Source organism: Streptomyces sp. NPDC003042 (assembly GCF_053591315.1).
This window is the reverse complement of record NZ_JBSFTP010000008.1, coordinates 90,235-114,364: the sequence shown is the minus strand read 5'-3', so window position 1 is coordinate 114,364 and position 24,130 is coordinate 90,235. Positions and strand designations below refer to the sequence as shown.

Below are 24,130 nucleotides of genomic sequence, written 5' to 3'. Positions count from 1 at the left end.
TACAGACCAGCGCGCGACCCCCTGGCCGCCACCCGCCCATGATCTCCTCCGGGACGGCTGCGGGACCAGCCCCCGGCCGTCAGCTCCGCTACGGGCAGGTGGACGCGGGGCTCAGGCGCGCGATGCGGCCGAGCGGGATGTCGATGGTCTGGCCCTGGGTCCGCAGGCGTATGTTTCCCTCGTCGCCGGTGCCCAGCGTCCCGCAGAGGGTGCCCGCTGACGTCGAAACCTCTACGAGCTGCCCCTGGGAAGCCGGCGGCGTGGGCCACCAGGAGGAGGCGGCAGCCGTCGACACCAGCACGACGGCGAGGAACGTCAGGGCGAGCCCCCTGCGCAGGCGTCGGGCGGCGCGCTCCACGCCCTTCGCCCCCTCCGGCCCTGCCGCCGCGGGCACGGGCAGCGGCCAGGCGACACGGGCGACCAGATACGTCGCCCAGCAGGCCACGGCCAGCGCCACCAGGATCAGGACCCCCGCCAACTCCTCGATGCCCCGGGGCGCCGCCCCGCCGCTGCCGCTCTTGAGGACACCGCAGATCCCGATGAACCCGAAGACGGCCAGCTGAACGGTGTGCCAGCCGCGGGCGGACGCCTGCACCTGCGCCCCGACGCTCGCCGCGTGCGGATCCGGGGTCGGACGGTCGTCCTCGCTCATGTGTCCTTCTCCCGGATCTCTTCTGCTGGGCGGGCCGGCGGCCTGGCCCGTCGAGGAGCAGGCCAGCAGCTTTCGTGCGCGGCGGTCAACGGGACACTCCGTGCACCGCCGGGAGTCACCGGTGTGCGCGATTAAATCGAGCAGGTGTTCGGGTAAGGGGTAGGCTGGACGCATGCACGCACTTCAAGGCTCCCTCTTCGACCAGACCGACGAGATCCGGCTCGGGCCGCTCGCCGGCCTGTCGCGGACGGTGCTCGGGGCCGGCGCGTGGGTCGACCGGCTGCCCGGCTGGCTGGCCGGGGCCGACGCGCTGTTCGAGCGGCTCGCCGCCGATGTGCCCTGGCGCGCCGAGCGGCGGCAGATGTACGACCGCGAGGTCGAGGTGCCCCGGCTGCTGTCCTTCTACGCGGACGGCGACGAGCTGCCGCACCCCGTGCTCACCGAGGCCCGCGAGGCGCTGAGCCGCCACTACGCCGACGAGCTGGGCGAACCCTTCGTCACCGCCGGGCTGTGCCTCTACCGCGACGGCCGCGACAGCGTCGCCTGGCACGGCGACCGGACCGGCCGCTCCTCCACCGAGGACACCATGGTCGCGATCCTCTCCGTCGGCGATCCGCGCGACCTCGTACTGCGCCCGCGCGGCGGCGGCCCCACCCTGGTGCGGCTGCCGCTGGGCCACGGCGACCTCGTCGTGATGGGCGGCTCCTGCCAGCGCACGATGGAGCACGCGATACCCAAGTCGGCGCGTGCGGTCGGCCCCCGGATCAGCGTCCAGTTCCGTACCCGCGGCGTCATGTGACCCCGGAGGGGGTCCGGCCCGCTAGGGTCCCGCCATGGCATATACGTTCCAGGTCGTCATCGACTCCGCCGATCCGCACCCCCTCGCCGACTGGTGGGCGGACGCCCTCGGCTGGGAAGTGGAGCCGAGCGACGAGGATTTCATCCGCAGGACGGTCGCGGCGGGCCAGGCGAGCGAGGACGACACCACCACCCACCGCGGCACGCTCGTCTGGAAGGTGGGAGCCGCCATCCGCCACCCCGATGGCGTGGATCGCGCGCCCCGGGTCCTCTTCCAGCTCGTGCCGGAGCCGAAGACCGTGAAGAACCGCGTCCACCTGGACGTCCACACGGACCCCGACGACGCGCCGGCCGTGGTCGAGCGGCTGATCGCCAAGGGCGCCACACACCTCCACGAAGGCCGCCAGGGCCCCTTCACCTGGACCACGCTCGCCGATCCCGAGGGCAACGAGCTCTGCGTCATGCAGTAGCCCGTATCCGGGCGGTGACCAGTCATAATTGAGTACCGGGGCGACCCTCCCGCACGCGAGAATGAGCCATCTCGAACCGGGAGGAACCCCATGAGCCAGGCCCACCTGACTCTGCACGACCTGCTGCCCGCGCAGGAGTTGGCGGCGGCCGTCGACGCCGGGCACGTGACCCGCAAGCGGCACCCCGAACTGCCGCTGTCCATCTACACGTACACGCGCACCGCGCAGTACGAGCGGGTCTGGAACCGGGTCACCACGCGCTGCCGCGGCCTCGTCGCCGACGACACCACCGGTGCGATCGTCGCCCTGCCCCTGCCGAAGTTCTTCAACGTCGGTGAGCACGAGTCCGGTCAGCCGTACGCGCCCGCCCTGCCCGACGAGCCGTTCGAGGTCTACGACAAGGTCGACGGCAGCCTCGCCGTGGTCTTCCAGTACGCGGACCGCTGGCGCGTCGCCTCCAAGGGCTCCTTCACCAGCGCCCAGGCCACCTGGGCACAGCGCCGGCTCGACGGCAAGGACACCGCGGCCCTCGTCCCGGGCGTGACGTACCTCGCGGAGATCCTCTACCCGCAGAACCGGATCGTCGTCGACTACGGCGAGCGCCGCGACCTCGTCCTGCTCGCCGCCTTCGGCCCGGGCGGCGCCGAGGTGCCGCTCGCCGAGGCCGCCGCCCACTGGCAGCCGATCGGCTCCGTCGTGACCGTGTGGCCCGCCATGCCGCTCGCCGAACTCGTCGCGCTCACCGAGTCCAACACCCTGCCCGGCGGCTCCACCGCGACCGGGACCGACGCGGAGGGCTTCGTGCTGCGCTTCGCCTCCGGCGTCCGCGCGAAGGCCAAGCTGTCCGAGTACGTACGCCTCCACAAGGTGCTCACCGGCGTCACCGAGCGGGACATCTGGCGCAGCCACGGCGTCCAGCGCTTCGCCGGCCTGCCCGCCAAGCAGCTCGCCCAGGGCCTGAACTGCACCGTCGCCGACATCGAGGCCTCCGGCGGCAAGCCGCTCGACGCGCTGCTGGAGCAGGTGCCCGACGAGTTCGACACCTGGGTGCGCGAGGTGATCGTGCGCCTGGAGGACGCCGCCGCCCGGCGCGAGCGGGCCATCGACGAGGCCTTCCGCGAGCTGGCCCACCTGGCCGGCGACCGGGGTGCCTTCGCCCGCGCCGCGAAGGAGCTGCGCGACAGCGGGATCCGCTCCGCCCTGTTCCTGCGGCTGGACGACCGGCCGACCGAGCTCGTCACCTGGCGGGCCGTACGGCCGCAGACGGCCGATCCCTTCACCACCGACGAGGAGAACTGACCCGTGTCCGAAGAACCCGCCCTCCCCGTGGTCCACGTCATGACGGGGTTGCCGGCCTCGGGCAAGACGACCGCCGCGCGCGCCTTGCAGGCCGAGGCCGACGGGCGCGTGCGCCGGGTCAACCTCGACGACCTGCGCACCATGCTGGACGTGCCCGACCCCGCGCGCGGCCGCTCGTACAAGCACGAGCAGACCGTGCTGGCCATCCAGGACGCGGCGGTCCGCGCGGCCGTCGTGGACGGCTTCGACGTGGTCGTCGACAACACGCACCTGACCTCGCACATCCCCAAGCGGCTCAAGGCGGCGGTCGGCGGGCTCGCCACCTTCGTCGTGCACGACTTCACCGACGTGCCCGTCGAGGAGTGCCTGCGCCGTGACGCCGCCCGGGACCGGCCGGTCGGTGAGGAGATCATCCGGATCCTGGCGCAGAAGCACGCCAAGGCGAGGAAGGGCGGCTGGCGGCTCACCGCGGACTGGCTCAACGACCAGCCGCTGGTACAGCCCTACGTCGCCGACCCGGACCTGCCCCCCGCCGTGATGTGCGACATCGACGGCACGCTCGCGCTGACCGGGGACCGCGGCCCGTACGACTTCTCGCGCTGCGAGAGCGACCTGCTCAACGAGCCGGTGCGGCAGGCGCTCGACGCCTTCCGGCGCGCCGACGGGGACGTGATCGTGCTGCTCTCGGGGCGCGGCGAGGAGCACCGGACACAGACCGAGTCGTGGCTGCGGCGGCACGAAGTGCCGTACGACGAGCTGTGGATGCGCGCGGCCGGGGACACGCGCCGCGACGACGTGGTGAAGGCCGAGCTGTTCGACACGCACGTGCGCGAGCGCTACGCGGTCCGGGTGTCGCTCGACGACCGGGACCGGGTCGTCGCGGTCTGGCGCCGGATGGGCCTGCCCACCTGGCAGGTCAACTACGGCGACTTCTAGGGAGAACGAGCCCGGACGGGGCTCAGGAGGACACGGTGCGATGTCGGTGCTGATCGTGGACGCCGCGAACGTCGTCGGGTCGGTGCCGGACGGCTGGTGGCGTGACCGGCGCGGGGCCGCCGAGCGGCTGCGTGACCGGCTCGCGCTGCGGGACGAGGGTGAGGAGGTGATCCTCGTGGTCGAGGGCGCCGCCCGGGGCATCGAGTCCGTACCCGGCGTACGGGTGGACTCGGCACCGGGGAGCGGCGACGACCGGATCGTCGAGCTGGCCGCGGCCTACGCGGGGAGCGGCTGTGTCGTGGTCACGGCGGACCGGGAACTGCGGGCCCGGGTGCGGGCGTACGGCGCGCAGTGTGCGGGGCCCCGTACCGTACGCCCGGCGAAATGACCTCGGAAGTCCAGGACGGCGCGGTGCTTTGTCCATGGGCGTGGCGCCCCGCGGTGCGCAAGCTGACAGCCCAGTGAGCGGACCGCGGGGCTCCGGCGCCTCGCGGTCTTCGTGCAACGAAGCGCCGATTCCCGGAGGCCCGATGCGCACCCCCCTCTGGCCGGCCGCAGCCGCGGTCGCCGGTCTCATCGCCACCCTGGTCGTGTCCGTGCCGGTGTCGGCCGCCCCGGCCGCCGCGCCCCTGACCATCACCTCGCCCGAGCTGTCCGTCAGCGTGGACAGCGGCTTCCCCCGGGTCATCACCTACACCCGGCGTGCGACCGGGGACGTACTGCACGGCAACGAGGACCCCCTCACCGCGATCGTCGTCAACGGAACCACGTACACCCCCGCCGTGACCTCGACCCCCTCCGCCTCCGCCGTCGACTACGCGCTGGCCTTCTCCGGGGTGACCGTCCGAGCCCGCCTCGCGGTGACCGGATCGGTCGTGGAGTTCGAGGTCACCGCGATCGAGGACACCCCCGCCCTGCGCGTACGCAGCCTCGCGATCCCCGAGCACACCCTCGTCAGCGTCCGCAGCGACCAGCCCGGTGCCGCGCTGGCCACCGCGAAGATGCACACCGCCACCACCGGCACGGGGGACACCTTCACCCCCGTCACCGCGAAGACCCCCGTGGACGCGACCGCGACCACCGTGATGCACGGGCTGGTCAACACCGGCAGGCTGGCCGCCGCCGTCGACTCCAACTCCCTCTACGACCAGCCCTCGGGCGGCACGGCCCGGGAGAACGGCCGGATCACCAAGCGGGTCACCGACCACGGCTCCTACCGCCGCGCCGGCCTGTGGAGCGGCGCCTGGCTCCACCGGGCCGCCGGCGCGGCGGACACGGACACCGAGCCGCTGCCGTACGCACGCGTCGCGATCACGGCCGACCGCAACGCCGACTCGGTGGTCGACTGGCAGGACGCCGCAGTCGCCTACCGCGACATCTGGACCCCGCCCACCGGCTGGCAGGACACCGCGAAGCGGGTCGTCCAGCGCATCCCCTTCAACTTCGCCTCCCAGGCGACCCACCCCTTCGCCCAGACCCTCGACGAGACCAAGCGGGTCAGCCTCGCGACGGACGGCCTCGGCCAGTTCGTCCTGCTCAAGGGCTACGCCTCCGAGGGACACGACTCGGCGCACATGGACTACAAGAACATCGGCTCCAAGCTGGGCGGCGGCGCCGGCCTGAACGCCCTCACCGCCGCCGGCCACGCCTGGAACGCCGACTTCGGCGTGCACGTCAACGCCACCGAGGAGTATCCCGTCTCCGCCACCTTCGACCCCGCCCGCCACAGCGGCGGCCTCGGCTGGGACTGGCTCGACCAGTCCTACTACGTCGACACGCGAAAGGACGGCCAGTCCGGCGACCGGCTGCGGCGGCTCCAGGACCTCAAGACGGCCGCCCCGGGCCTCGACTTCCTCTACGTGGACGTCTGGTACGGAGACGGCTACGTATCGCGGAAGATCCAGCGCGAAATCGCCGGACTGGGGCTCCAGTTGACGACCGAATTCCCCCACACCCTCACCGAACAGTCCCTCTGGCACCACTGGGCCACCGACGTCAACTACGGCGGCAGCGACCTGAAGGGCATCAACTCCACCATCGCCCGGTTCATCGCCAACCACGCCAAGGACGACTGGATCGCCCGCCACCCGCTGCTCGGCGGCGCCGAGATCACCGCCTACGAGGGCTGGCAGGGCAAGAAGGACTACCCGGCCTTCCTCCACACCACCTTCGGAGTCAACCTGCCGGCCAAGTACCTCCAGGACTCCCCGATCGTGAAGTGGACCTCCGACACGGTCACCCTGGCGAACGGCACCACCGTCACCACGGCCGGCGGCGCACGCGAGATCACCACCGGCGGCCGCACCGTCCTCAGCGGCGGAAGCTTCCTGCTCCCGCGCGACGGCAAGCTCTACCACTGGAACGACGCGGGAGGTTCCACCACCTGGACGCTGCCGGCCGGCTGGACCACGCCCAAGCTCTACCAGCTGACCGACACCGGACGGCAGCCGGCCGGCGGCCTCACCGTCGGCTCGGGCGGCCGGATCACCCTCGACGCCGCCGCCCGCACCGCCTACGTGGTCACCAGCGGCGCCGCGCCCGCCCAGGCCGACCCGAAGTGGGGCGAGGGCACTCCCCTGGAGGACCCGTCCTTCTACGCGGGCGACCTGAACGCCTGGACCGTCGCCGGTACCGGCGCGGCCGTCGCCCGCAACGCCCGGGGCCAGCACGAACTCACCTTCGCCGCCGGAACCTCGCCCACCGTCTCCCAGCAGCTCACCGGCCTGACCCCCGGCACCTACGCCGCCTCCGTCCAGGTGTCCACCCCCACCGGGCGGGCCACCACCCTGACCGTGACCCCGGCGGGCGGCGCCCCGGCCTCCGTCCACGCCGACTCCTCACCGCTGACCGACACCCTCGGCGGCAGCGAGAAGAACGGCACCAGGCTGCAGCGGATGAAGGTGCTCTTCGACGTCCCGCCCGGCCAGTCCACCGCCACCCTCGCCCTCTCCGCCGCCGCCGGATCCGGGACGGCGTACCTGGACGACGTACGCGTGGTCCGCTCCGCCCGCACCCCGCTCGGCAGCCACTACTACGCCGAGGACTTCGAGAACCTCGACGCCGGCTGGGGCCCCTTCGTCTTCGGCGGCGCGGGCGGATCGGCCACGGACCCCCGTACGCACATCGCGCAGCGCAACGCGCCCTACACCCAGGCCGGCTGGAACGGAAAGCTCGTCGACGACGTCATCACCGGCCGTAACTCCCTCAAATCGCACGAGGAACGCACCGGCCTGGTCTACCGCACCCTGCCGCAGACGCTCCGGCTGACACCGGGACGCGGCTACAAGGTGAGCTTCAGCTACGAGAACGGCTTCGCCGGCGACTACCAGTTCGTCACCGGGGCGGGCAGCACGGAGAGCGCCACCACCCTCGGCCAGGCCCGTACCCCCACCACCTTCACCAAGACCTTCACCGCCGGGGCCGACGCCTGGATCGGCATCCGGAAGATCACCCCGGAGAACTCCCACAACGAGGCGGACCTCGTCCTCGACGACCTGACCGTCGACGACCTCGGCCCGGTCGACGGAGGCGAACTCCTCGTGCCGCAGAGCCGGATGCGCGTCAGCGCCGTCGACAGCGAGGAGACGGCCGGGGAGAACGGCAGCGCCGCCAACGTCCTGGACGGGAACGGCTCCACCATCTGGCACACCCAGTGGTACGCCGCCACCGCGCCGATGCCGCACGAGATCACCCTCGACCTCGGAGCCCCGTACGCCGTCTCGGCCCTGCACTGCCTGCCCCGGCAGACGCAGAGCAACGGACGCATCGCCGACTACCAGGTGTTCACCTCCGCCGACGGGGTGAACTGGGGGACGGCGGCCGCCTCCGGCACCTTCGAGAACAGCGCCGCGCAGCAGGACGTGGCCTTCACCCCCAGGAGCGCGCGCTACGTGAGACTCAGGGCCACCAGCGAGGTGGGCGGCAACCCCTGGACCTCGGTCGCGGAGCTCAACATCGGCTACCGGTCCGGGCCCTGAGACCGGACCGACTGCTGGGCACGGAACCGTACCGGAGCCATCCCGACCCGGCGGCTGAAGAGCCTGCTGAAGTACGCCGGGTCCTCGTAACCGACCCGCCGGGCGACCCCGGCGACCGGCAGATCGGTACGGGCGAGCAGCTCCTTCGCCCGGCTCAACCGGATACCGAGGAGGTACTCCTTGACCCCCTCCCCGGTACTGCGCCGCACCGCCCCCCGCAGTTCCGGCAGCGGTATCCCGAGCCGCGCGGCGTGCTCGGTCACCGAGATCGGCAGCAGGGCGTCCCGAGCCAGGGTGTCCATCACGGCGTCGCCGTGGCGGGACACCTCGGCGCGGGCGTAGCGCAGGGCCACGAGCAGCGCGTGCACGGCCGCCGCCGCCTCGACCTCCAGCAGCGGCCCGCCGCGTCGGGCGGCCCGGACGATCCCGTCGATCACGTGCTGCACACCGGCCGTCCCGCTCAGCGGGACCAGCGGCCGGTCGGGGCTCACGTAGCCCAGGTCGGTGTACGCCTGGACGCCGGGACCGGAGAAGTCCACGAAGCATTCGTCCCAGCCGCCGCATCCGGGGTCGGGGGCGTAGTGGTGCTCGACGCCCGGCACGAGCCACAGCAGGGCGGGCGCGGTCACCGGCTGCGGCGGGCGCCCGGCGTGACTGAACCAGCCCCGGCCCCGGGTGACGACCACGGCCACGTGATGGTCGAGCGCCCGGGGGCCCACGACCGGCAGCACCCCCTGCTGGACCCCGACGCCGAGGCACACCAGGCCGAGTCGGCGGTGGTTGGCGGTCGGCGAGAAGTACCGCATCCAGCTGCTGTACGGGGGCGTCGGCATCTGCGGATTGTGATCCACCGGGCCGGGCGGCCTCAAGGGGCAGCGGGCTCCCTTTCGCCACGAAACCCCGCCACGGCGGTACGGGCCGGGCGCAGCCCCAGCGCGAGCCCGGCGATCACCACGGCCAGGCCCAGCCACACCGCCGGGCCGGGCACCCCGCCACCCGTGAACACCCCTGCGCCGGCCGCCGCGAGGGGTGCGACGCCGGTCAGCAGCCCGGCCCGGCCGCTGCCCACGGCGGCCACCGTGCGGTACCAGAGCAGGAACGCCACCGCCGTCACGAGCACCGCGAGGTACCCGACCGCCGCCCACTGGCCCGGAGCGAGCGCGGCCACGTCGGACGGACGCTCCGTGAACAGCGCGAGCACCGCCAGCATCACCGCCCCGATCCACACCGCGTGCAGCGACACCCCCCACGCGCCGTGCCGCCCGAGCACCGGCACCGCGAGCAGCGTGAACCCCGCCTCGCAGGCCAGAGCCAGCACCGCCCACCCCAGCCCGGCGGCATCGGTGCGCCCCGTGCCCTCGACGAGGACGGCCCCGGCGACCACGACGGGCGCGGCCAGCAGCACCCGGCGCTCGGGCCCGCGTCCCTCCAGCAGCGGGCCGACGAGGCCGAGCAGGATCGGTACGCAGGCCACGGCGACCGCGATCACGGCCGGTTCGGCATGGGCGACGCCCCGTACGACGGCCACGTTGAACAGCACCAGACCGGTGGCCGCGATCCCGGCCAGCCACAGCCACTCCCGGCCCCGGGGGCGCAGGATCGGCACCCGGGCGGCCCGGGCGAGGGCGAACAGGATCAGGGCGGCGGCGACGTACCGGACCGCCTGGGAGGCGAACAGCGGTGCGTCGACCAGGGCACGGGACACACTCACGCTGCCGCCGACCAGCGCCATGCCGACCATGCCCGGCAGCAGGTCGCGGAAGGCGGTGGAAGGTGTGGTGGGCATGGGCGCGGCTGCGACGGATCGTGTGGTCGGGGTGGCGATCGGGGTCTTCATACCGTCCAGCCTGGGGCCACAATGGTTCGGTGAAGAGATCCAATGACATCCGGTCCCAGGGGTCCAAAAGCGGGTCCGACTTCCTCCAGCTGGACATCGGCCAGGCCCCGCCGGGCGGGCGCACCGAGTGGCTGGCCGGCCGGCTGCGCGCCGCCATCGCGGACGGCACCCTGCCCGTCGGCGCCCGGCTGCCCGCCAGCCGGGTGCTCGCCGCCGAACTCCGCGTCTCCCGTGGGCTGGTGACCGAGGCGTACCAACGGCTGGCGGAGACCGGTCAGGTGGCCGGCCGGGGCCGCGCCGGCACCGTGGTCGTCGCGGCCCCCGCACCGGTCCCGGTCCCCGCCCCGGCGGCGGCCGCCGCCGGCGGGCCTTCGCCGCGCGATACCCGGGAGGGGCTGGTGGACGCCCTGCGCGCCGTGCCCTGCCGGATCGACCTCTCGCCCGGAGTGCCGGACCTCACCGCCTTCCCGCGCACCGCCTGGCTCCAAGCCGAACGCCGGGTGCTCGCCGGCCTCACCCCGGCCGACTTCGGCTACGGGAACCCGCAGGGCGCTCCCGCCCTGCGGGAGGCGGTCGCCGGCTGGCTGGCACGGAACCGGGGGATCCGTGTGGATCCCGGCGAGGTCGTCGTCGTCGCGGGTGTCGCCCAGGCGCTCGGGCTGCTCGCGCAGGTGCTCCGGGCGGACGGCGTGGACCGCGTGGCGGTGGAGGATCCCGGCTCGCTCGGAGCGCGGCAACAACTGGAGTACAACGGGCTGGAGACCGTGGGCGTACCGGTGGACGAGGCGGGGCTGGACGTGGCGGCGCTGCGGGCCAGTGGGGCGCGGGTGGCGCTGCTGACGCCGGCGCACCAGTTCCCCACAGGGGTCGTGCTCGACGGGGAGCGCCGCCGCGAACTGCTGGCCTGGGCGGGCGCCGGGGGACTGGTCGTCGAGGACGACTACGACGCGGAGCACCGCTACGACCGGGCTCCCGTGCCCGCGCTGCGGGCGCTGCTCCCGGAGCAGGTCTGCTACGCCGGCAGCGTGTCCAAGCTGCTCGCCCCCGCCCTGAGGCTGGGATGGCTGCTGGTCCCGCGACGGCTGCGCGACCCGGTGGTGGCGGCCAAGCGCTACGCCGACCTGGGCAATCCGGTGCTCGCCCAGCTCGTGCTGGCCCGCCTGATGGACTCCGGCGAACTGGAACGCCAACTCCGCTTCGTCCGGCGGCGTCACCGCCGACGCCGGGACGCGATGCTGCGCGCCATCGACGCCGAGCTGCCCGGAGCCCGGATCCACGGCGCGGCGGCGGGCCTGCACCTCATGGTCACCTTCGACGGCGCGGACTTCCCGGACACCGCCCTCGCGACGGCCGCCCTCGCCCTCGGGGTCAAGGCCCACCCGCTGTCCTGGCACCGGCTGCGCCCGGGCCCGCCGGGCCTGATCCTGGGGTACGCGGCGGGCGCGGTGGGTGAGATCGAGGAAGGCGTGGCCCTGCTGGGCACGGCCCTGCGCCGGTGCCTGCGAGATCATCGGCGTTGACATGCGGCCCGAGGATGCGTGTAATGGGAACCGGTGTCGCGTGACGCCGGCCAAAGAGCAGTGGGCCGGCCGGTAGTCGGGCGAACACCCTTCACCCCCGGGGGATCCGCCATGAGTTCATACTCCGCGCCCCGCAGCTGACGTAGACAGGCCGTACGCCGGGCAACCGACCCCGCGTCACGGGTCCTTCTCGTCCCGCATGCCGTGCGGCCTCGCCGCGCCCGTTTCCCTTTCGTACGCCACGCCACGCCGAGCCCTGTCACGCCGGGCCGCGGTGGCGGGTCTCGCCCTGTTCCGGAGAGAGAAATCCCTGTGCCCACATCCTTCAACCAGTCCGTCATCGAGGAGTTCCGCGCCCACCAGGGGAAGGTCGGCGGCCCCTTCGAGGGCGAGGACCTGCTCCTGCTGACCACCACCGGCGCCAGGTCGGGAGCCGAGCGGACCACCCCGCTCGGCTTCGTCCGCCACGACGGTGCACTGCTGATCGTCGCGTCCAACCTCGGCGCCCCGCACCACCCGGACTGGTACCACAACCTGCTCGCCCACCCCCAGGTACGGGTGGAACTCGGCGCCGAGTCCTTCGAAGCCCTGGCGGTCCCCGCCGAGGGGGCCCGGCGGGCGGAACTGTTCGAGCAGGTACTGCGCGTCGCCCCCGGATACGGCGACTACCAGACACGGACCACCCGGACCCTCCCCGTCGTGATCCTGGAACCGGCCGATCCCGACGGCTGGCAGGCCCCCGGCGAGGTCCGCACCCTCGCCGCCAAACTGCTGGAGGTCCACACCTGGCTGCGGGCCCAGCTGCGCCACGTGAGCGCCGAGACCGACGCGCACTTCGCCGCCCGGGCCTCGCACACCGGACCGGGCGAACCGCCGCCGCCGGGACTGGGGCTGCAGATCCGGCAGCGCTGCCTGGCCTTCTGCCAGGCCCTGGAGTTCCACCACACCAGCGAGGACGGGCACCTGTTCCCCGGGATCGCCGTTCACCACCCGCACCTGGCGGGCACGTTCGAGCGGCTGCGGGAGGAACACCGTACGGTCGCGCGGATCCAGGGCGGGCTGGTGGCCCTGCTGGACGACGTCGCGATCGCCGAACCGGAACGCTTCCGGGCCGAGCTGGGCCGGATGACGGCGGAGCTGACGGCGCATCTCGACCACGAGGAGGAGACGCTGCTGCCGCTGCTGGCCGATGTCCCGTGGCCGCCGGCGCCGCCGGGGCGCGGCTGAGGGTTCGGCGGGGAGAAGTTTTTCGGGAACTTTCGGGAACGGTGGCAACCGATCGGGCACTCGCGCGTCGTGCGGGGGTGAAGGGCGAAGTTCCGCGTCCTCGATCCGACCGTGGAGAACCACCGTGAAGACTGCGCAGGCTGTGCAGAACCCGAAGGACATGAAGACCGTGCAGAACCTGAAGAGCGCTCCCCTGTCCGCCCGCCGGGCGGCGGCCGTCGTCACCGCCGCTGTCGGGGTCGCCGTCGCTCTCGGCGGGCCGGCCTTCGCCGCGCAAGGGGCTTCCGCCGTCCCGACGCCCGCCGTCAGCACGGCGCCCAGCGCGGCGCCCAGCCCCACGAGCAGTGCGAAGCCGAGTCCGGTGCCGTCCATGCCGGGCAGTGCGAAGCCGAGCCCGGTGCCGACGATGCCGGGCAGTGCGAAGCCGAGCCCGGTGCCGTCAATGCCCGGCAGTGCGAAGCCGAGCGCCGTGCCTTCCCCGACGGGCAGCGCGACCCCGGGCTCCGCCCCGCAGCCCTCCACTGCGCCCGCCGGAAACGAGCTCGCGCATACTGGCTCCTCCGCGACCACCACCGCACTCGCCGCCGGAGCGGCCGGGCTCGTTGCCGTGGGCGCCGGAGCCCTGTACACCGTGCGGCGCCGCGCCGCCAACTGAGGACACCCGTGCTCGACCTCGCATCATCCGCCAGCCCCTTCACGCCCGGCTCCGTCCGGGCGTGGCGGGGCTTGTGGTGGTGGCTCTCGCGCCGCGAGCGCTCCGCTCCGTCGGCCGCCGCGCCCGGCGGCCACCCGTACGCGTACACGTACGGCCACACCCAGCCCCTGCTCCGCGCCGGCGAAGGGAACGCGCCGCCCGCCGCCGACCCGCCCACCGTCAGCGAGCTCTACCACGCGCACCGGCTGGGCATGGTCCGGCTGGCGGTCCTCCTCGTAGACGACCCGGCCACCGCCGAGGACGTGGTGCAGGACGCCTTCACCGCGCTGTACCGCCGCTACGGGGAGCAGATCACGGAGGTGGACAACGCGCTCGGCTATCTGCGCACCGCCGTCGTGAACACCTCGCGTTCCGTGCTCCGTCGCAGGCGCACCGCCCGTGCCTGGATTCCGCCGGTGACGGCCGACGTCCCCTCCGCCGAGGTGTCCGTCGTCCTGGGCGAGGCACACCGCGAAGTGCTGGCCGCGCTCCGCCGGCTCTCCCCGCGCCGCCGCCAGGTGCTGGTGCTGCGGTACTGGGCCGACCTCAGTGAGGCGGAGATCGCCGCCACCCTCGGCATCAGCCGGGGCGCGGTGAAGTCGAACGCCAGCCGCGGTCTGGACGCGCTGGAACGGATCCTGGAAGGACGGGTATGACGGGCACGACGGGCAGCACGCAGGACGGCGAACGCCCCGTGGAACGCCGGCTGCGGCAGGCCCTGGAGGCCCGCGCCGAGGAGATCACCGTCCGGGACCTGCGGCCCGCCGATCCGCCGGGCCCGCGTCCGCGGCGGCTCGCCGGGCGTGCGCTTCGGCTGCGGCGCTCGACATGGGCCTTCGCGGGTCTCTCGGGCCTGACGGCCGCGGCGGCCCTGGCCGGGTACGTGCTGCTCGGGCCCGAACAGCTTCCGGCCCGGCCGCTGCCGCCCGCCGCGCCGCCGGAACTCACCTCACCCGGGCCGACCCCGCCCGCCGAGTCCGGCAGCCCGCGGCCGAGCGCGGTGCCGTCTCCCGTCGTGTCGTCTCCGGCGCCGACCAGGCCGCCGTCGACGCTCACGCCGTCCGGCCCGACGACCGGGACGCCCGGCTCCACGGCGCCCCGGTCCACGCCGCAGTCGTCGCCCAAGCCGTCGACGCCGCCGCCGACGGGCTCGGTGCCCCGTGGCTCCGTCAGCCCTTCCCCGGACGGCCTCGCGAAGCCGTCGTCCTCCCCGACCCCGGGGGCCTAGGACCGGGGGGCCGGGGCCGGCGCCCCGGTGTTCTCCACGGCCGCCACCAGGGGGGCCAGTTCCGGGTTGAGCGCGGCCTCGTCCAGCGCCTCGCGCAGGGCCGTGTCGTTGGTCGGGCGGGCCTCGGCGAGCAGGGCGAGACCGGCCTCGCTCACGTCGGTGTAGATGCCCCGGCGGTCGGTGTCGCAGATGTAGCGGTTGAGCAGTCCCCGGTCCTCCAGCCTGCTGACCAGCCGCGTCGTCGCGCTCTGGCTCAGCACCACCGAGTCGGCGACCTGGTGCATCCGCAGGTGGCCGCCAGGACCGCTCCTCGGTGCCCCCTTGATGACCGTCCTCGGCACCCGCATCTCCCGCAAGCGCATGCTGATGCTGCTCATGGGCCTGTTCATCGCGGGCAACGTGCTCTCCGCGCTCGCCCCGTCCTTCGGGGTGATGCTCGCCGGCCGTGTCGTCGCCTCCCTCGCCCACGGTGCCTTCTTCGGCATCGGCGCGGTCGTCGCCGCCGAACTCGTCGCCCCGGAGAAGAAGGCCGGCGCGATCGCCATGATGTTCACCGGGCTGACGGTGGCCAACGTCGTCGGCGTGCCGCTCGGAACCCTGGTCGGGCAGACGCTCGGCTGGCGCGTCACCTTCCTGATCGTCGCCGGGCTCGGCGTCCTCGGCCTGGCCGGCATCGCCAAGCTGGTCCCCGACCTGCCCCGGCCCGAAGGGGTACGGATCCGGCAGGAGCTGGCCGCCTTCCGCGACGTCCAGGTCCTGCTCGCGATGGCGATGACCGTGCTCGGCTTCGGCGGGGTCTTCGCCGCGATCACCTACATCACCCCGATGATGACCGAGGTCGCGGGCTTCGCCGACGCCTCCGTGACCTGGCTCCTCGTCCTCTTCGGCATCGGCATGGTCGTCGGCAACCTCGTCGGAGGCCGGTTCGCCGACCGCGCCCTGATGCCGATGCTGTACGTGTCCCTGGGCGCGCTGGCCGTCGTACTGGCCCTCTTCACGCTCACCGCCCACACCAAGGCGGGCGCCGCCGTCACCATCGTGCTCATCGGCGCCCTCGGCTTCGCGACCGTGCCGCCGCTGCAGAAGCGGGTCCTCGACCAGGCCGCGGGAGCGCCCACCCTGGCCTCCGCCGTCAACATCGGCGCCTTCAACCTCGGCAACGCCCTCGCCGCCTGGCTCGGCGGGCTCGTGATCGCCGCCGGTCTCGGCTGGACCGCCCCGAACTGGGTCGGCGCCGCCCTCGCCGCCTCCGCCCTCGTCCTCGCCGTCGTCTCCGGAGCGCTGGAGCGGCGTACGGGACCCCGCGCGGGCGGGAGCCGGGTGGTCGCGGCCGCGGCCCCCGCCGCGGCCGTCCCCGCCCGCAGCTGATCCGCGACCTGCGCCACGCCCTCTGGCGACGCCGTCCAGCCCGGCGGTCCCTTCCATACGCTGCCCACCGCGCTCGACCGGCCGCTGCTGTTCATCGCGGGCGGCCTGCCCGTCCACCGTGACGGCCGGCTCGTCGGGGCCGTCGGCGTCGGCGGCGGAGCCCCCGCCCAGGACCATGGCTTCGCCGCCGCCGGCCTCACGGCGCTCGCCGACACGGCCTGAGCTGCCTGTTCCTGTCCTCGGGTCGCGTCCCCGTCTGCCCCGTGCCAGGTTGGTACGGGGGAGACGGGCGAGTGCACGATGCGGCGGACAACGAAGCTCAGCACAGGACGGGCCACCGCGACGGCAACGGTTGCCGCGCTGGTCTCCTTCCTGCTGCCGGCCTGCTCCTCCGGGACGACGGAGGGCTCCCGCGCGGCCCCCCGTGCCGGGGACTCCCCGGCAGGGGCCCAGGCGCCCACGCCCACCGCGCAGCCCACGGCCGGCACCCCCGAGCCCACGCCCCCTCCGGCGTCCGCCTACCCGTTGTCCACCGCCCCGCGCACCGTCCCGGCCGTACGGGAACACGCGCCCGCCCGGGGCCCCGGCTGGAAGCCCGGCCCCGCCGCGCGGGTGATCGTGGCGCCCGCCGACCGGGCCGCCCTGGCCGACGAGGGCAAGCTGCTCGCCGGTGAACTGCGCATCCCCTACGCCGAGTCGGCCGACGCCCGGCAGGGCGACGTACACCTCGCCCTCGCGGCACGGGGCTCCGGCCCGCCGGAGTCGTACACCCTCACCGTCCGGGACGGGCGGGTCACGATAGCGGGCCCGGACCAGGCGGGCGTCTTCTACGGCACCCGCACCCTCAAACAGGAGATACGCGGAGCCGGTTCGGCCCCCGAGGGCACCGTCAAGGACGCCCCGGCGAAGCCTCAGCGCGGACTCAACCTCGACATCGCGCGCAAGCACTTCACCCCCGACTGGATAGAGGACCGGCTGCGTCTGATGGCCGACCTCAAGCTCAACCAGCTGGGCCTGCACTTCTCCGACGACCAGGCCTTCAGGATCGAGTCCGACAGCCATCCCGAGATCGTCTCCACCCCCCACCTCACCAAGGCCGACGTGCGCCGGATCACCGCGCTCGCCGCCCGGCTGCACATCGCGGTCGTCCCCGAGATCGACTCGCCCGGACACCTCGGCGCCGTCCTGCGCGCCCACCCGGGCCTGCAACTGCGCGACGTACAGGGCCGGGCGGTCAAGGGCGCCGTCGACATCTCCGACCCGGCGGCCGCCGCGCTCGTCGACGACCTGCTGCGCGAATACCTGCCCCTCTTCCCCGCCGGGGCCTGGCACCTGGGCGCCGACGAGTACCAGGCACTGGTGGTGCGCGACCCGCAGGCCTCCTTCCCGCAGCTCGCGAGCGCCGCGCGGGCGCGCTACGGGCCGGCCGCCCGGGTCCAGGACCTGGCCACGGGCTGGCTGAACGACCGTGCGGCCGTCGTGCGGCCCTCGGGCAAGGCCCTCAAGGCGTGGAACGACGGCTTCTTCAGCGGGGGCGTGGTGCAGGCCGCCAAGGACATCCAGGCCGAGTACTGGACGGGCAAGGAGATCGGCGCCCGGCCGCCGCTGGAGTACCTGCGGGAGGGCCGCAAGGCCGTGAACCTCAACGACGAGTACCTGTACTACGTACTCGGAGAGCCGAACCAGTTCACCTACCCCACCGGCCGGCGGATCTACGAACAGTGGAACCCGCTGGTGTTGCGCGGCTCCACGGCGGTGCCCGCGCGGTACGGGGCGCAGATCCTGGGCGCGCGGCTCGCCGTATGGTGCGACCTGGCCGGGGCCCAGACGCCGGCCCAGGTGGCCGCGGGCATCCGGCTGCCGCTGGCCGCCCTGGCCCAGAAGGTCTGGGACGCCCGCACGCCCCAGCAGCCCTGGCCCGAGTTCAAGACCCTCACCGACCGTCTCCAGCCGTAGAGTTGGCCACCTCACCCCGCCCGGCGGCCTTGTCGGAGGGATCCGCTACCGTGCCACCATGACTCAATTCGTACTGGTGGCAGGCGTGTGGCTCGGCTCGTGGGCATGGGACGAGGTGGTGGCACCGCTGAGCGCGGCCGGCCACGGCGCCCACCCCGTGACGCTGTCGGGCGTCGCCGAGCGGCAGGACGAGCCGGCCGGGCTGCGGACCCACGTCCAAGACATCGTGGACGTGGTCGTCGGCCGCGACCTGCGCGACGTCGTCCTGGTCGGTCACAGCTACGCCGGCATACCCGTCGGACAGGCGGCCGAGCGGATCGGCGACAGACTGGCCCGCGTGGTCTTCGTCGACGCGAACGTGCCGGCCGACGGCGAGTCGTTCGTATCCGGTCGGCCCGAGGGCAGCGAATGGGTCGAGTCCTTGCTCGCCGCCGGTGGAGGCTTCTTGCTGCCGCGACCCGCGGCCGACTTCGAAGGCCAGGGCCTCACCCCCGAGCAGGTGGACCGGATCGTGCGCGGTTCGACACCTCACCCCGGCGCCACGCTGACCGAGCCGGCGGTGCTGGACCGGCCGCTCGGCGAACTCCCGGCGACCTACATCAAGTGCCTGCTCGACGGCGCCGAGCCGAACGCCGCTGTGGCAAAGCTCCTGGCCGGCGACACGTGGCGGCTGGTCGACATGGACACCGGCCACTGGCCGATGTTCTCCCAGCCGCGCGAGCTGGCACGCATCCTGCTGGACGAGGCCGCCGCGTAGGCAGGGTACGCACGCTCGCCCGAGGTCAGGCGCTCACCGCTGCGCCGTGCGGTCGCGGAGCTGCCAGCGGCGGTGGGCCCACTGGGCGATCAGGGGAAGCGCTGTGCAGACGGTCAGGATCCAGGCCGCGGCGAAGCCCCAGATCAGGGGCTGCGCCACGGTCACCGAAGCCGCGATCAGCAGGATCACGGTCACCACGCCGAGCAGGCAGGCCGCCAGGATGCGCCGGCCCCGGTTCGCGGACCGCAGGACCCGGTCGAGGGAGCGGTCACCCTTGAGTTGGGCCTCGATCGCGGAAAGGGCGCGCTGCTCGCGATCGGAGAGTCCGGCTCCGTCCATGACGACGTACCTCCGTCGGCTGCCGCCGTCGGGCGCGGTCGCAGCCTTGACCTGCGCATACCCGAACTGGTGACCGGCAACCCCGCGAGGGGGGGTCGGCTACCAGATGGAGTTGACCCACTCCGGGTGGTCGACGAACGGATTGCGGTTGTGCTGGTAGCTGTCGAATATGACCTGGTTGCGGCGCTGCTCGAAGGCGTCCGGCGGGTCCAGCTGGTTCCACTGCTTCAGCACGCTGATCCGGCCCATCGCCGGGGCGCTGCCGTTGTTGACCCGGTCGTTCATCTCCAGGTCGGCGAAGCCGTCCGTACCCTCGTAGCGCACCGCCATGTACAGCAGCATCCGCGCGACGTCGCCCTTGACCGCGTCCCGGGGCTCGAAGGAGTCGGCGTCGGTGAGGCTGCCGGGGGCCTCGGAGACCGGGCTGCCGCCCATGTCGAAGTCCTTGTTGCCGCGCGTGCTGTTGACCGTCACGTCCTCGGGCCGCAGGTGGTGCAGGTCGGTGCCCGGGCCGGTGACGGTGCCGAAGTCGCCGTGGCTCTTGGCCCAGACGTGCTCGCGGTTCCAGTCGTTGGCGTCGCCGCCGTTGGTGGCCTTGGACTGGGAGCGGCCCGAGTAGACCAGGATGACGTTGTTCGGGTTCGCCGGGTCCTGGTCGGTGTCCTTCAGCGCGTTCCACACGCCGCTGTAGCTGACCTTGGACTGGTTCTTGATGATCCCGTGCAGCGCCGTCTTCAGCGCGGCTCCGGTCTTGCCCTCGGCGGGGGCGTAGTAGGTGTCGATCGCGTAGGGGTCGACCGCGTAGGTGCCGACGGTCGCGGCGCCCTCGCCGGCGTGGGGAAGCGCCGCCGTCCGCTGCTGACCCGCCGAGGCGGTGGCCGGTATGAGGAGCAGTGCCGCGGCCGCGAGGGCGGCGGCCCAGGGGGTCGTACGGGAGATTCTCATGACGTGGGGGAATGCCTCTCCAACACGCACCGTCCCCACCATGGCAGTTGGCGGGGTATCAGGTGGCAGAGCGAGATTCACATTGTCATGTGCCCTACAGGTAAAAACTATGTGTCCGGAGCGCGGATCTTGAGGTGGAACGCCTGCCGCCGGCGAAGGGGAAGCTCCCCATTCCCTTGTGAAGGTCCGGAGGTCCGGATCCACAACGGCCGGGGCGCGGGCGATGTGCTGAGGCGTGAGCGTCATCCCACGGCGCCGCGCTCCTCGGCCCGACGGCCGGGGCGCTGGTACGCGACCGGAGTTACGCCGTGGAGGTGTTCACGCTGGACGACGACGGACGGTGGGGACGGTTCGTCCAGCGGATCGCCGACCCCCGCCTCGACGAGCCGGCGACCGCGGCGGTCCACGGCGGCCGGCTGTCCGTGGTCAATGCCCGCTCCGACTCCGACCGGTCGGATCCCGCCACGTCGTCGACGATCGTCAGCTGCTCGTCGTGACCTGGGGCGCCGGCTCGTACTTGTAGTTGGCCGGGCCGAAGTTCTTCTTCACGGCCGCTTCCCAGGAGCCGTCCGAGACCATCTTGGTGAGCGCGGTGTTGATCTTGCGCTGGAGGTCGTTGTCGCCCTTCTTGATGCCAATGCCGTAGTTCTCGTTGCTCAGGTTCAGCCCGACCAGCTTGAACTTGCCCTCGTTGCCCTTCTTGGCCGCGAAACCGGCCAGGATGGAGTTGTCCGTGGTCATGGCGTCGACCAGGTTGTCCTGGAGGGCGACGATGCACTCCGAGTAGCTGCCGAGCTCCAGCAGGCTCGCCTTCGGGGCGAGGTTCTTCTTGACGTTCTCGGCCGAAGTGGAGCCGGTCACCGAGCACAGCCTCTTGTTGTTGAGGTCCTCGGCCTTGGTGATCGTGGTGTCGTCGCTGCGGACCAGCAGGTCCTGGTGGGCGATCAGGTAGGGGCCGGCGAAGTCGACCTTCTCCTTGCGCTTGTCGCTGATCGAGTAGCTGGCGGCGACGAACTTGACCTCGTTGTACTGGAGCAGCAGCTCGCGGTCCGAGCTGTAGACCTGCTTGAAGATGATCTCGTTCGGCTTGTAGCCGAGTTCCTTCGCGACGTAGGTGGCCACGTCGACGTCGAAACCGGAGAAGGTCCCGTCGCTCTCGCGCAGTCCGATCCCAGGCTGGTCGAACTTGATGCCGATGGAGAGCGGCTCCTTGGCTTCCTCACCGCCACAGCCGGTGGCGGTGACGGCGAGGGCGATCACTGCGGCGACCGCACCGGCCTTGGGAACCTTCATTGCTGCACTCTTTCCTCGGTAACGCGGAACCATGGAGGGCAAAAGACACGTGTATGAGGAAGCTAGGAAGGCGACGGGCGTAGCGTCACTAGATCTGAGCAAAATTTAAGGATAACGATCCGGCTCTGCCGCAGAATCTGTGGCGAGTCCCGTGTGTGGCAGGAGAAGGGGGCTGGGTGCGGTGACGGGTGCGGCGACAGGCGGGGCACGGGTCGAGGGAAGCACGCTGCTGTTGGGCGAAGCGGTTCAGATCAGGTTCATCCGGACATTGCGCCTCCCGGAGTCGGGGACGCACGCGCTTCCGCCGGGGCTCGGCGAGTTCCCGCTGCGCAGGGTGGAGGACTACCCGGACACCGTCCCGCCGCAGTGGCTGGCGAAGGGCGGCGTGATGCTGCCGGTGTACTTGCGCGAGGCGATGTGGCTCAGCTTCACGGGGACGCGGGAGCCCGCCGCGCTTCAGGTCGGTGTCGGCAAGGTGTGCGCCGTCTCGGGCGAGCGGTGGACCGGCCGGCTCGCCCGCGGCCCGCAGAACTACGTGGTGCTGCCGCGCCAGCCCTGGTTGGACGGGATCAACTCCGGCGACGGGACGGTGCGTCAGTTCGTCGCCGTGCCGCTCGGCCTCGGGGCCACGGTCGAGGGGCAGGTCACGGGTGAGGAGACCACGGGCGGGGTGCAGCTCCAGGCGTTCCCGCTCGGTGCCAAGGCGCTGGCCGCGTGGCGGGAGGCGGAGCGGTCGCGTGCGGCGCGGGCCCGGTTTGTCGCGCCCCCGCCCCCGCCTGCGTACCTGCCCTCCGCCGCGCCGACTCCCGGGGGGATCCCCGACTACGGTTCCGCCTTCGCATGCCCCCCGCCGATGCCGCGCATGGCCGCCCCCGGTGCGGCGCCGGCACGGTCCGGACCTCCCGCCGCTCCCTCCGCTCCGGCGATGGGGCTCGGGGTCGGCGGCTCGATGCGCCAGGAGGTCTACCAGGACGACCGGAAGCTGTCCGACTGGGACACGGATGGGGCCGCGCGCGTCTTCGTCCACCTGGTGACCCCGCCCGAGTGGCGCCGCATCACCGGTGAGGAGGCGCCGCCCTCACCCGTGGACCGGGCCGCCTACAACCAGGCCGGGCTGCCCTGGTTCGACCACTACGACGAGACGGGCGCCGACCTTCCCCCGGCAGAGGCCCTGGGCCAGGTCAAGCCGGTGGGCAGCTGGCTGGGCGACGACCACGCCCCGTGGGTCCCCCCGGCCCCCGGCCAGGTCACCCCGCTCGGCAACGCGCCGCGCCCCGGGCTCCCGGTCCAGGACGGCGACTGGTAGACCGTGCCCGGCCCCTTGCGCGACGGGTCCCGACTGGCTTGGAACGTACGGTCGTTCAGCGGTGATCACGGCCTCGTGACAGCATGGCCGGGTACGGGGTGCGAAGCGCACAGCACGGGGAACACGGCCCAGGGCACGGGGCGACACGGCCGAAAGCGGCCAAGCGGAGGGGGAGTTCGGTGAGCGGAGTACGCAAGAGCCTGGCCAAGGTGGAGATCGCGCTGCGGTGGGATCCCAGCCCGGCGGGCACGCCCGCGAACGACCTGGACATCGTCGCCGCGGTGTACGGCGCGGCGGACCCGTACGGGGAGCCCGTCTACCTCGTGCACTTCGGCAGCCGCGCCCCCGACGGCACCATCACCCTGACCCGGGACAGCCGCACCGGACAGGGCTTCGGCTTCGACGAAGTGATGATCCTCGAACTGGACCGGCTGGGGCCCGAGCTGGGGCGGGTCGTGGTGGGCGTGGTGATCCAGGACGCGGGCGAGGCCGACCGGAGGACCTTCGCCACCATCGGCGGTGCGGGGCTGCGGATCCGCGAGGGCTACAACGAGCTCGCGGAGATCGATTTCGCGGGGATCGCTGACGCCTCGGCGGCCACGGTCGCCGAGTTCCTCCGGGACGGCTCGGGCGGCTGGTCGCTGGACGCGCGGCCGCACGGCTTCGACGTGGACCCGCAGGAGTACGCCCGGGTCATGGGCGCCGCGCGCGCGTGACGCCGTACGGACGGCGCGGCGGTCACTCCGCTCCGGAGTGACCGCCGCCCCGCCCGGGTGCGCGCTGCCGCCGTCCCCACGAGGCAGCGCGAGCGGGTCGCCGTCCGGTCATCGGGAACGGCGGCCCGCTGGTTCAGGGGGTGTTCAGGGTGTGTTCAGGGGGGTGATGCCCAGTGCCGGCAGCACGGCCACGTCGACGAACCTGACCAGGTAGTCGGCGTCGGCGTCCCGCCCTTCCAGCACCGGCCGCATCCGCAGGACGCCCATCAGCTGGGCCGGCAGGAACTCGACGGCCGGATGGTCCGCGGTGATCTCCCCGCGCGTCACCGCCCTCGCCACGATCGCGTCGAAGGCCGCGCGCTCCGGCTCCACCAGCGCCTCGCGCAGCGCGCCCTGTAGCTCCTCGTCGCCGAGCACGGCGTGCCCGAGCGCCTGGGTGAGCCGGATGTCGCGCCCCGAGGTGCAGGCCGCGATCCGGGCGGCCTCGCGCAGGTCGCCGGCCAGGCCGCCGGTGTCCACGCTGGCGAGCGTCCGCTCAGCCCGGCTCGCGCGCAGGGCGGCGGCCACGAGCCGCGGTTTCGTCTTCCACTGCCGGTAGAGCGTGGATTTGCCGCAGGTGGCCCGGGCGGCGACGCCCTCCATGGTGAGGGCCTCGTACCCGTGCTCGCGCAGCTCGTCCAGGACGGCGTCGTAGAACTCCTGCTCCCGCTCCGGGGTGATTTTGGAGCGGCGCCCGGGGGCGGGCGGCGTCGACGGCGACGGCATGGGGTGCGGCTCTCCTCGCGTGGTTCCTGGGCGGCTGGTCGCTGCTC

At 73.1% G+C, this 24,130-nt stretch carries 24 protein-coding genes and 2 pseudogenes; 18 read left to right on the top strand and 8 right to left on the bottom strand.

Going from position 1 to position 24,130, the window contains the following annotated elements:
• Window positions 1-88 precede the first annotated feature (88 nt).
• Window positions 89-652, bottom strand: a complete 564-nt coding sequence (locus ACWDYJ_RS07105) for a hypothetical protein (protein WP_451564456.1) — start codon at window positions 650-652, stop codon at window positions 89-91.
• Window positions 653-824: 172 nt separating this feature from the next.
• Here ACWDYJ_RS07105 and ACWDYJ_RS07100 point away from each other — a divergent pair, with 172 nt between their 5' ends.
• The 6 genes from ACWDYJ_RS07100 (at window position 825) to ACWDYJ_RS07075 (ending at window position 8,132) form a co-directional block, all read left to right on the top strand.
• Complete coding sequence (locus ACWDYJ_RS07100; protein ID WP_451564455.1) at window positions 825-1,451, top strand: alpha-ketoglutarate-dependent dioxygenase AlkB; 627 nt, start codon at window positions 825-827, stop codon at window positions 1,449-1,451.
• A gap of 34 nt (window positions 1,452-1,485) precedes the next feature.
• A complete protein-coding gene (locus ACWDYJ_RS07095; protein WP_451564454.1) occupies window positions 1,486-1,920 on the top strand; it encodes a VOC family protein in 435 nt (144 codons plus the stop codon).
• 90 nt (window positions 1,921-2,010) lie between these two features.
• Window positions 2,011-3,219, top strand: a complete 1,209-nt coding sequence (locus tag ACWDYJ_RS07090) for an RNA ligase (protein WP_451564453.1) — start codon at window positions 2,011-2,013, stop codon at window positions 3,217-3,219.
• 3 nt (window positions 3,220-3,222) lie between these two features.
• Window positions 3,223-4,155 (top strand): phosphatase domain-containing protein, encoded by a 933-nt coding sequence (locus ACWDYJ_RS07085; RefSeq protein ID WP_451564452.1) that lies wholly within the window; start codon window positions 3,223-3,225, stop codon window positions 4,153-4,155.
• Between the two features lie 40 nt (window positions 4,156-4,195).
• A complete protein-coding gene (locus ACWDYJ_RS07080) occupies window positions 4,196-4,543 on the top strand; it encodes an NTP pyrophosphohydrolase (protein WP_451564451.1) in 348 nt (115 codons plus the stop codon).
• Window positions 4,544-4,685: 142 nt separating this feature from the next.
• The gene (locus tag ACWDYJ_RS07075) at window positions 4,686-8,132 is read left to right on the top strand and encodes an endo-alpha-N-acetylgalactosaminidase family protein (RefSeq protein ID WP_451564450.1); all 3,447 of its coding nucleotides are present in this window, start codon (window positions 4,686-4,688) and stop codon (window positions 8,130-8,132) included.
• Here the strand turns inward: ACWDYJ_RS07075 and ACWDYJ_RS07070 are convergent.
• A complete protein-coding gene (locus ACWDYJ_RS07070) occupies window positions 8,114-8,965 on the bottom strand; it encodes a helix-turn-helix domain-containing protein (RefSeq protein ID WP_451564449.1) in 852 nt (283 codons plus the stop codon). The two genes, ACWDYJ_RS07075 and ACWDYJ_RS07070, sit on opposite strands and share 19 nt — an antisense overlap.
• A gap of 32 nt (window positions 8,966-8,997) precedes the next feature.
• Complete coding sequence (locus ACWDYJ_RS07065) at window positions 8,998-9,969, bottom strand: DMT family transporter (RefSeq protein ID WP_451564448.1); 972 nt, start codon at window positions 9,967-9,969, stop codon at window positions 8,998-9,000.
• Between the two features lie 29 nt (window positions 9,970-9,998).
• On the opposite strand from ACWDYJ_RS07065, the gene pdxR reads away from it, so the two are divergent.
• The 5 genes from pdxR to ACWDYJ_RS07040 all read left to right on the top strand — a co-directional run bounded on the left by pdxR (window position 9,999) and on the right by ACWDYJ_RS07040 (window position 14,638).
• A complete protein-coding gene (gene pdxR, locus ACWDYJ_RS07060; RefSeq protein ID WP_451564447.1) occupies window positions 9,999-11,489 on the top strand; it encodes a MocR-like pyridoxine biosynthesis transcription factor PdxR in 1,491 nt (496 codons plus the stop codon).
• A 312-nt stretch (window positions 11,490-11,801) separates the two neighbouring features.
• Window positions 11,802-12,716, top strand: coding sequence for a nitroreductase/quinone reductase family protein (locus ACWDYJ_RS07055; protein WP_451564446.1), 915 nt, complete (start codon window positions 11,802-11,804; stop codon window positions 12,714-12,716).
• Window positions 12,717-12,840: 124 nt separating this feature from the next.
• The gene (locus ACWDYJ_RS07050) at window positions 12,841-13,371 is read left to right on the top strand and encodes an LAETG motif-containing sortase-dependent surface protein (protein WP_451564445.1); all 531 of its coding nucleotides are present in this window, start codon (window positions 12,841-12,843) and stop codon (window positions 13,369-13,371) included.
• An 8-nt stretch (window positions 13,372-13,379) separates the two neighbouring features.
• Window positions 13,380-14,066: an RNA polymerase sigma factor gene (locus ACWDYJ_RS07045; RefSeq protein ID WP_451564444.1), complete on the top strand. Its 687-nt coding sequence runs from the start codon at window positions 13,380-13,382 to the stop codon at window positions 14,064-14,066.
• Complete coding sequence (locus ACWDYJ_RS07040; protein ID WP_451564443.1) at window positions 14,063-14,638, top strand: hypothetical protein; 576 nt, start codon at window positions 14,063-14,065, stop codon at window positions 14,636-14,638. Before ACWDYJ_RS07045 ends, ACWDYJ_RS07040 begins: the two co-directional genes overlap by 4 nt.
• Here ACWDYJ_RS07040 and ACWDYJ_RS07035 read toward each other — a convergent pair.
• A complete protein-coding gene (locus ACWDYJ_RS07035) occupies window positions 14,635-15,000 on the bottom strand; it encodes a MarR family winged helix-turn-helix transcriptional regulator (RefSeq protein ID WP_451564442.1) in 366 nt (121 codons plus the stop codon). The genes ACWDYJ_RS07040 and ACWDYJ_RS07035 overlap by 4 nt on opposite strands.
• Here ACWDYJ_RS07035 and ACWDYJ_RS07030 point away from each other — a divergent pair.
• From ACWDYJ_RS07030 to ACWDYJ_RS07015, 4 genes and pseudogenes are all read left to right on the top strand, one after another.
• Window positions 14,939-16,006 (top strand): annotated as a pseudogene (locus tag ACWDYJ_RS07030) (MFS transporter); the annotation flags it as partial. The gene ACWDYJ_RS07035 and the pseudogene ACWDYJ_RS07030 sit on opposite strands and share 62 nt — an antisense overlap.
• Before the next feature lie 27 nt (window positions 16,007-16,033).
• Window positions 16,034-16,228, top strand: a pseudogene (locus tag ACWDYJ_RS07025) (heme-binding protein); the annotation flags it as partial.
• Window positions 16,229-16,306: 78 nt separating this feature from the next.
• Window positions 16,307-17,962: a family 20 glycosylhydrolase gene (locus ACWDYJ_RS07020; RefSeq protein WP_451564441.1), complete on the top strand. Its 1,656-nt coding sequence runs from the start codon at window positions 16,307-16,309 to the stop codon at window positions 17,960-17,962.
• Window positions 17,963-18,020: 58 nt separating this feature from the next.
• Complete coding sequence (locus ACWDYJ_RS07015; RefSeq protein WP_451564440.1) at window positions 18,021-18,719, top strand: alpha/beta fold hydrolase; 699 nt, start codon at window positions 18,021-18,023, stop codon at window positions 18,717-18,719.
• A 33-nt stretch (window positions 18,720-18,752) separates the two neighbouring features.
• On the opposite strand, the gene ACWDYJ_RS07010 is transcribed toward ACWDYJ_RS07015, so the two are convergent.
• Together ACWDYJ_RS07010 and ACWDYJ_RS07005 are read right to left on the bottom strand one after the other, a co-directional pair.
• Window positions 18,753-19,058 (bottom strand): DUF3040 domain-containing protein, encoded by a 306-nt coding sequence (locus tag ACWDYJ_RS07010; protein ID WP_451564439.1) that lies wholly within the window; start codon window positions 19,056-19,058, stop codon window positions 18,753-18,755.
• 99 nt (window positions 19,059-19,157) lie between these two features.
• Window positions 19,158-20,003, bottom strand: a complete 846-nt coding sequence (locus ACWDYJ_RS07005) for an endonuclease I family protein (protein WP_451564438.1) — start codon at window positions 20,001-20,003, stop codon at window positions 19,158-19,160.
• Between the two features lie 308 nt (window positions 20,004-20,311).
• On the opposite strand from ACWDYJ_RS07005, the gene ACWDYJ_RS07000 reads away from it, so the two are divergent.
• Entirely contained in the window at window positions 20,312-20,500 is a 189-nt protein-coding gene (locus tag ACWDYJ_RS07000) for a hypothetical protein (protein WP_451564437.1), read from the top strand.
• Here the strand turns inward: ACWDYJ_RS07000 and ACWDYJ_RS06995 are convergent.
• Entirely contained in the window at window positions 20,484-21,296 is an 813-nt protein-coding gene (locus ACWDYJ_RS06995; RefSeq protein WP_451564436.1) for a glutamate ABC transporter substrate-binding protein, read from the bottom strand. The genes ACWDYJ_RS07000 and ACWDYJ_RS06995 overlap by 17 nt on opposite strands.
• Window positions 21,297-21,528: 232 nt before the next feature.
• Between ACWDYJ_RS06995 and ACWDYJ_RS06990 the strand changes: the two genes are divergently transcribed.
• A complete protein-coding gene (locus tag ACWDYJ_RS06990) occupies window positions 21,529-22,602 on the top strand; it encodes a hypothetical protein (protein ID WP_451564435.1) in 1,074 nt (357 codons plus the stop codon).
• A gap of 179 nt (window positions 22,603-22,781) precedes the next feature.
• The gene (locus ACWDYJ_RS06985) at window positions 22,782-23,318 is read left to right on the top strand and encodes a TerD family protein (protein ID WP_451564434.1); all 537 of its coding nucleotides are present in this window, start codon (window positions 22,782-22,784) and stop codon (window positions 23,316-23,318) included.
• Window positions 23,319-23,462: 144 nt separating this feature from the next.
• Here ACWDYJ_RS06985 and ACWDYJ_RS06980 read toward each other — a convergent pair whose 3' ends face one another.
• Window positions 23,463-24,083, bottom strand: a complete 621-nt coding sequence (locus ACWDYJ_RS06980) for a TetR/AcrR family transcriptional regulator (RefSeq protein ID WP_451564433.1) — start codon at window positions 24,081-24,083, stop codon at window positions 23,463-23,465.
• Between the last annotated feature and the right edge of the window lie 47 nt (window positions 24,084-24,130).

Excerpts from the sequence above, each read along its gene's own strand:
- ACWDYJ_RS07020 (WP_451564441.1), top strand. The coding sequence starts at position 16,307 with ATGCGGCGGACAACGAAGCTCAGCACAGGACGGGCCACCGCGACGGCA.
- ACWDYJ_RS07070 (WP_451564449.1), bottom strand. The coding sequence starts at position 8,965 with ATGCCGACGCCCCCGTACAGCAGCTGGATGCGGTACTTCTCGCCGACC.
- ACWDYJ_RS06995 (WP_451564436.1), bottom strand. The coding sequence starts at position 21,296 with ATGAAGGTTCCCAAGGCCGGTGCGGTCGCCGCAGTGATCGCCCTCGCC.
- ACWDYJ_RS06980 (WP_451564433.1), bottom strand. The coding sequence starts at position 24,083 with ATGCCGTCGCCGTCGACGCCGCCCGCCCCCGGGCGCCGCTCCAAAATC.
- ACWDYJ_RS07005 (WP_451564438.1), bottom strand. The coding sequence starts at position 20,003 with ATGAGAATCTCCCGTACGACCCCCTGGGCCGCCGCCCTCGCGGCCGCG.
- ACWDYJ_RS07010 (WP_451564439.1), bottom strand. The coding sequence starts at position 19,058 with ATGGACGGAGCCGGACTCTCCGATCGCGAGCAGCGCGCCCTTTCCGCG.
- ACWDYJ_RS07100 (WP_451564455.1), top strand. The coding sequence starts at position 825 with ATGCACGCACTTCAAGGCTCCCTCTTCGACCAGACCGACGAGATCCGG.
- ACWDYJ_RS07090 (WP_451564453.1), top strand. The coding sequence starts at position 2,011 with ATGAGCCAGGCCCACCTGACTCTGCACGACCTGCTGCCCGCGCAGGAG.
- ACWDYJ_RS07040 (WP_451564443.1), top strand. The coding sequence starts at position 14,063 with ATGACGGGCACGACGGGCAGCACGCAGGACGGCGAACGCCCCGTGGAA.
- ACWDYJ_RS07035 (WP_451564442.1), bottom strand. The coding sequence starts at position 15,000 with ATGCGCTTGCGGGAGATGCGGGTGCCGAGGACGGTCATCAAGGGGGCA.
- ACWDYJ_RS07105 (WP_451564456.1), bottom strand. The coding sequence starts at position 652 with ATGAGCGAGGACGACCGTCCGACCCCGGATCCGCACGCGGCGAGCGTC.
- ACWDYJ_RS07065 (WP_451564448.1), bottom strand. The coding sequence starts at position 9,969 with ATGAAGACCCCGATCGCCACCCCGACCACACGATCCGTCGCAGCCGCG.
- ACWDYJ_RS07095 (WP_451564454.1), top strand. The coding sequence starts at position 1,486 with ATGGCATATACGTTCCAGGTCGTCATCGACTCCGCCGATCCGCACCCC.
- ACWDYJ_RS07080 (WP_451564451.1), top strand. The coding sequence starts at position 4,196 with ATGTCGGTGCTGATCGTGGACGCCGCGAACGTCGTCGGGTCGGTGCCG.
- ACWDYJ_RS07015 (WP_451564440.1), top strand. The coding sequence starts at position 18,021 with ATGACTCAATTCGTACTGGTGGCAGGCGTGTGGCTCGGCTCGTGGGCA.
- ACWDYJ_RS07075 (WP_451564450.1), top strand. The coding sequence starts at position 4,686 with ATGCGCACCCCCCTCTGGCCGGCCGCAGCCGCGGTCGCCGGTCTCATC.